The organism is Tsukamurella ocularis, from assembly GCF_965138335.1.
Lineage (GTDB): Bacteria > Actinomycetota > Actinomycetes > Mycobacteriales > Mycobacteriaceae > Tsukamurella > Tsukamurella ocularis_A.
In genome coordinates this window covers 5,663-11,664 of record NZ_CBCSDV010000053.1, presented here as the reverse complement: position 1 = coordinate 11,664, position 6,002 = coordinate 5,663, and the positions used below count along the sequence as shown (strand labels likewise).

Sequence of the window (6,002 nt, the reverse complement as noted above, 5' to 3'; positions counted from 1 at the left end):
CGCCCGGTGCCCCCGGCCCCCGCCGCCGACGGCGCACCGTCGGGCNACGGTGACGGGGACGTCACGCCCATCGGCGACGCGCCCTCGCGGCGCGGCAAGCGCTTCGGTCTGGTGGCCGGCGCGGCCGCCGCGGCGGTGGCGATCCTCGGCGGTGGCGGGGTGCTCGTGAACTCCGCGAGTCCGGGCGACGGTGCCCTGTGGAGCGTCAAGGAGGTCGTCTTCTCCGACGCCGCGTCCCAGACGATCGCCACATCGGAGGCGAAGGCGCAGATCGAGAAGGCCGACGACCTGGCCGCGGGCGATAAGGCGGCCGCGCAGTCGGCGCTGGTCAGCGCGCGCCAGCAGGCCGCGAAGGTGAAGAACGAGAAGGACCGCGCCGCGCTCGAGGAGCGGATCCGGGCGGCGGAGGCGCGGGCCGGGCTGCCCGTCGGGTCCACCGACCTGCCCACCTCCACGCGCCCGACGACGCCCTCGCAGACGGTCCCGCCCACGTCGACGACCGAGCCGACGGTCACGATCCCGACGGAGCCGACCCGGCCGACGTACCCGACGCGTCCGACCACGCCGCGGCCGACGCCCACCACGACGGTGCCGACCACGACGCCGGATCCGACGAGCACGACCCCGTCGCCGACCGCCACGACGACCACGGCCCCGACGTCCACGACTGTGCCGACCACCCCGACGACGACCACCACGACGCCGCCCCGGCCGACCGCCACCACGACGACGGCCGCCGCGTCCACGTCGATCCTGACGGTCGTGCCGGAGGACTGGTTCCCGCGCTAGCGGGACCGGCCGACGAGGACGACGAAGGCCCCCACCGAGCGGTGGGGGCCCTTCGCCGTGTTCGGGTGCGTCGGGGGCCGGATCACTCCTCGTTCGCGAGGTTCATCGCCGCGTCGGCGTAGCCGCGGCAGTAGTCCCAGGTGACGTAGGTGTCGGGCGAGGGATCGTAGGCCGGCTCGTGCGGCCGGACGGTGCCGTCGACCAGCAGCTGCAGCAGATTCGCGCGCAGCATGTCCCAGTCGTGGTAGTGATCCTCCTGGCAGTCGTCGCAGCAGATCACCAGGCCGCGGACGCCGCGGTGCGCGAGCAGTGCCTCGTAGACGGAGAGGTCCGCCAGGTCCTCCTCGACCGCGAGGCGTTCGGCGGGATCGAGAGGCTGACCGGGGTCGAGCGAGTCCAGCGCGGCCGTCGGATCGCTCGGGTCGTCGGCGAACGGATCCGGCGGGAGGCCGGGGGGAAGATTGTTGCGCACGTCCCCACGGTACGCAGGAATGCCCGGGGAAGGCCAGTCACACGCGCTGTACGAGCACAGGAATCCGCCGCGTACCATGGATACATGACGCGCTCCGCCTCTTCCGCGCCCGCATCCGGCAACGTTTTCATCGGGGGCGACGACCCCTCCAAGGTCGCGATGCTCGGTCTCACCTTCGACGACGTCCTCCTCGTTCCCGCCGCCTCCGACGTGATCCCGTCGGGGGTCGACATCTCCACCAAGCTGACCCGCGAGATCTCGCTCAAGGTCCCGCTCATCAGCTCCGCGATGGACACCGTCACCGAGGCCCGCATGGCCATCGCGATGGCCCGCAACGGCGGCATGGGCGTCCTGCACCGCAATCTCTCGGTCGAGGCGCAGGCCCAGCAGGTCGAGACGGTCAAGCGGTCCGAGGCCGGCATGGTCACGGACCCGGTGACCTGCAGCCCGTCGAACACGCTCCGCGAGGTCGACGAGATGTGCGCCCGGTTCCGCATCTCCGGCCTGCCGGTCACGGACGAGAAGGGCACGCTGGTCGGCATCATCACGAACCGCGACATGCGCTTCGAGGTCGACTTCGACCGTCCCGTCGCCGAGGTGATGACCAAGGCGCCGCTGATCACGGCGCAGGAGGGCGTCACCGCGGAAGCGGCGCTGGGCCTGCTCCGCCGGCACAAGATCGAGAAGCTGCCCATCGTCGACGGCAGCGGCAGGCTCACGGGCCTCATCACGGTCAAGGACTTCGTCAAGACGGAGCAGCACCCGAACGCGACGAAGGACTCCGACGGTCGCCTGCTGGTCGGCGCCGCGGTCGGCGCGGGCGACGAGGCGTGGGAGCGCGCGATGGCGCTGCGCGACGCCGGCGTCGACGTGCTGGTCGTCGATTCGGCGCACGGCCACTCGAGCGGCGTGCTCAACATGATCGAGAAGCTCAAGCACGAGCTCGGCGACGACGTGCAGCTCATCGGCGGCAACGTCGCGACCCGGGACGGGGCGGCGGCGCTGGTCGCGGCCGGCGTCGACGGCGTCAAGGTGGGCGTCGGGCCCGGCTCCATCTGCACCACCCGCGTGGTCGCCGGCGTCGGCGCCCCGCAGATCACCGCCATCCTCGAGGCGACCGCGGCGTGCGCGGCGGCGGGCGTCCCGGTCATCGCCGACGGCGGCCTGCAATTCTCGGGCGACGTGGCGAAGGCGCTCGCGGCCGGCGCCTCGACGGCGATGCTCGGCTCGCTGCTCGCCGGCACCGCGGAGTCCCCGGGCGAGCTGATCCTCGTCGGCGGTAAGCAGTTCAAGAGCTACCGCGGCATGGGCAGCCTCGGCGCCATGCAGGGCCGTGGCCAGGGCAAGTCCTACTCCAAGGACCGCTACTTCCAGGACGACGTCCTCTCCGAGGACAAGCTGGTGCCCGAGGGCATCGAGGGCCGCGTGCCCTTCCGCGGGCCGCTCAGCTCGGTGATCCACCAGCTCACCGGCGGCCTGCGCGCCGCCATGGGCTACACCGGCAGCCAGACCATCGAGGACCTCAACCGTGCGCAGTTCGTGCAGATCACCGCAGCGGGTCTGAAAGAATCGCATCCGCACGACATCACGATGACGGTCGAGGCGCCGAACTACACCACGCGCTAGGCCCTGCTGAACAAGCTGCTGGACAGGCACATCCCGGGGCGGTGGGCCCCGGAACGGAAGGACTGAGCGCGTTGCGCGACATGGTTGAGATCGGCATGGGTCGGACGGCCCGGCGCACCTACGAGCTGCAGGACGTGAACATCGTCCCCTCGCGGCGCACCCGCTCCTCGAAGGAGGTGTCCACCGCCTGGCAGCTCGACGCGTACCGCTTCGACACCCCGATCCTCTCGCACCCCACGGATGCGATCGGTTCGCCGGACTTCGCGATCGAGCTCGGCAAGCTGGGCGGCCTGGGCGTGCTCAACGCGGAGGGCCTGTTCTCCCGCCACCGCGACGCGGAGGCGCAGCTCGAGCAGGTCGTCGAGCTGGCCGCGGGCGACATCACCGGCATCGCGGCCATCCGTCGCCTGCAGGAGCTGCACGCCGCGCCGCTGGACGCGGAGCTGCTGGCCGCGGCGGTCGGCCGGGTGCGCGACGCCGGGGTGACGGTGGCGGTGCGCGTCTCGCCGCAGCGCGCCCGCGAGCTGACCCCCGTGCTGATCAAGGCGGGCATCGACCTGCTGGTCATCCACGGCACGATCATCTCCGCCGAGCACGTCTCGGCCGAGGAGTCGGCGGCGGAGCCCCTCAACCTCAAGACCTTCATCGGTGACCTCGACGTGCCGGTGGTCGCGGGCGGCGTGAGCGATCACCGCACCGCGCTGCATCTCATGCGCACGGGCGCCGCGGGCGTCATCGTCGGCTACGGCTCGGCGGAGGGCGCCACCACCACTCGCGAGGTGCTCGGCATCGGTGTGCCGATGGCGACGGCCATCGCGGACGCCGCGGCGGCCCGTCGGGACTACCTCGACGAGACCGGCGGTCGGTACGTGCACGTCATCGCCGACGGCGACATCTACAGCGCCGGCGACGTCGCGCGCGCGATCGCCTGCGGCGCCGACGCCACGATGCTGGGCGCGCCGCTCGCGGTCGCGGCCGAGGCGCCGGGCAAGGGCTGGTACTGGCCGTCGGTGGCGGCCCATCCGTCGGTGCCGCGCGGCGCCGTCGCGCCCGCGCAGCTGGGCGGGCTCGATGCGGGGGAGGGCTCGCCCGCGGGCGCGGCCCCGTCGCTGCAGACCATCCTGACCGGGCCGTCGACGGAGCCGAACGGCCAGTTGAACCTGGTGGGCGGCCTGCGGCGGTCGATGGCCAAGGCCGGCTACAGCGAGCTCAAGGAGTTCCAGAAGGTGGGCCTCAACGTCGCGTACTGAGCGCGAAAGCCTGTTATTGAGTGGCGTTTAGTAGTACCGTTACCCGTCAGTAGGACCGTTTTCAGCCGCGGTCCGGTGACACATGTCCGCCACGGACGGGTAGGGGTGCCAGATGGCTAAGGCAGTCGAGCAGAAGTCGGGCGATCACTTCGACGTGCTCGTGATCGGATCCGGGTTCGGCGGCAGCGTCACGGCGCTGCGCCTCACGGAGAAGGGCTACCGCGTCGGCGTCCTCGAGGCGGGGCAGCGCTTCGAGGACGAGGACTTCGCCGAGAGCACCTGGAACCTCAAGAAGTTCGTGTGGGCGCCGGCGATGGGCCTCTACGGCATCCAGCGCATCCACTTGCTCAGCGACGCCGTGGTCCTCGCCGGTGCCGGCGTGGGCGGCGGCTCGCTGAACTACGCGAACACGCTGTACAAGCCGCCCGCGCCCTTCTTCAACGATCCGCAGTGGAAGCACATCACGGACTGGGACGACGAGCTCAGCCCGTTCTACGACCAGGCGCGGCGCATGCTGGGCGTGGTGAAGAACCCGCACGAGACGCCCTCGGACCGGGTGATCAAGCAGATCGCCGAGGAGATGGGCGTCGCCGACACCTACACCGAGACCCCGGTGGGCGTGTACTTCAACCAGCCGGGCCGCACCGACGCCGACCCGTTCTTCGGCGGCGCCGGCCCCGCCCGCACGGGCTGCACCGAGTGCGGCCAGTGCATGTCGGGCTGCCGCGTGGGCGCGAAGAACACGCTGATGAAGAACTACATCCATCTCGCCGAGGCCGGCGGGGCCCGCTTCATCCCGATGACGACGGTGACCGGTGTGCGCGAGGGCAGCAAGGGCGTGTGGGAGGTGCAGACCCGCCGGACCGGGGCGAAGGTGCGCAAGAACCGCACCGTCTACACCGCCGACAACGTGGTCTTCGCCGCCGGCACCTGGGGCACCCAGACGCTGCTGCACTCGCTCAAGGACACCGGCGCGCTGCCGAAGCTCTCCGACCGGCTCGGCGTGCTCACCCGCACCAACTCCGAGTCGATCCTCGGCTCGGCGCGCACCGTCGCGGATCCGGTGGAGGATCTGTCGAAGGGCGTCGCGATCACCAGCTCCTTCTACCCGACCCCCGACACCCACATCGAGCCCGTCCGCTACGGGCCCGGCCGCAACGCGATGGGCATGCTGCAGTCCCTCCTGGTCGACGGGGGCCCGGGCCGCACCCGGCTCAAGGGGTTCGTGCGCGATCTCGCCAAGAAGCCCTCGGACCTCAAGCTGCTGCTCACGCAGAAGGATTGGGGCCAGCGCGTACTGATCCTGCTGGTGATGCAGAGCCTGGACAACTCGATCACCACCTACACCAAGAAGATCCCGGGATCGTCGAAGCGGCGCATGGTCTCCAAGCAGGGCCACGGCGCTCCGAACCCGACCTGGATCCCGAAGGGCAACGAGGCCGCCCGGATCGGCGCCGAGAAGCTGAACGGCGTGGCGGGCGGCACCTGGGGTGACATCTTCAACGTGCCGATGACGGCCCACTTCCTCGGCGGCGCAGCGATTTCCGATACTCCCGAGACCGGCGTCATCGACCCGTACCACCGCATCCACGGCTACCCGTCGCTGTTCGTGGTCGACGGTGCCGCCATCTCGGCGAACCTCGGGGTCAACCCGTCGCTGTCGATCGCGGCGCAGGCCGAGCGCGCGGCGTCGCTGTGGCCGAACAAGGGCGAGCCGGACCCGCGGCCCGCGCAGGGTGCCGGATACCGGCGCATCGCGCCGACCGCGCCGAAGGCGCCCGCCGTGCCCGCGGGCGCGCCCGGACAGCTGCTGCTGCCCCTGCCGAAGGTACGGCCGCAGGACGTCGACGCGCAGGCCTGAGCCG

General features: G+C 71.5%; 4 protein-coding genes. 3 read left to right on the top strand and 1 reads right to left on the bottom strand.

Translation table 11 applies throughout. The features are described 5' to 3' along the window. Window positions 1–871: 871 nt before the first annotated feature. Window positions 872–1,261, bottom strand: a complete 390-nt coding sequence (locus ACNAYW_RS24025; protein WP_415852117.1) for a DUF5319 domain-containing protein — start codon at window positions 1,259–1,261, stop codon at window positions 872–874. Between the two features lie 84 nt (window positions 1,262–1,345). Between ACNAYW_RS24025 and guaB the strand changes: the two genes are divergently transcribed. The 3 genes from guaB (at window position 1,346) to ACNAYW_RS24010 (ending at window position 5,998) form a co-directional block, all read left to right on the top strand. Further along, on the top strand, window positions 1,346–2,887 hold the full coding sequence (gene guaB / locus ACNAYW_RS24020; protein ID WP_415852116.1) for an IMP dehydrogenase: 1,542 nt from the start codon (window positions 1,346–1,348) through the stop codon (window positions 2,885–2,887). A gap of 71 nt (window positions 2,888–2,958) precedes the next feature. Beyond that, entirely contained in the window at window positions 2,959–4,137 is a 1,179-nt protein-coding gene (locus tag ACNAYW_RS24015; protein WP_415852115.1) for a GuaB3 family IMP dehydrogenase-related protein, read from the top strand. Between the two features lie 112 nt (window positions 4,138–4,249). Beyond that, window positions 4,250–5,998 (top strand): FAD-dependent oxidoreductase, encoded by a 1,749-nt coding sequence (locus ACNAYW_RS24010; RefSeq protein WP_415852114.1) that lies wholly within the window; start codon window positions 4,250–4,252, stop codon window positions 5,996–5,998. The last annotated feature ends 4 nt before the right edge of the window (window positions 5,999–6,002 follow it).

Coding starts and splice junctions, on each gene's coding strand:
- guaB (WP_415852116.1), top strand. CDS start 1,346: ATGACGCGCTCCGCCTCTTCCGCGCCCGCATCCGGCAACGTTTTCATC.
- ACNAYW_RS24010 (WP_415852114.1), top strand. CDS start 4,250: ATGGCTAAGGCAGTCGAGCAGAAGTCGGGCGATCACTTCGACGTGCTC.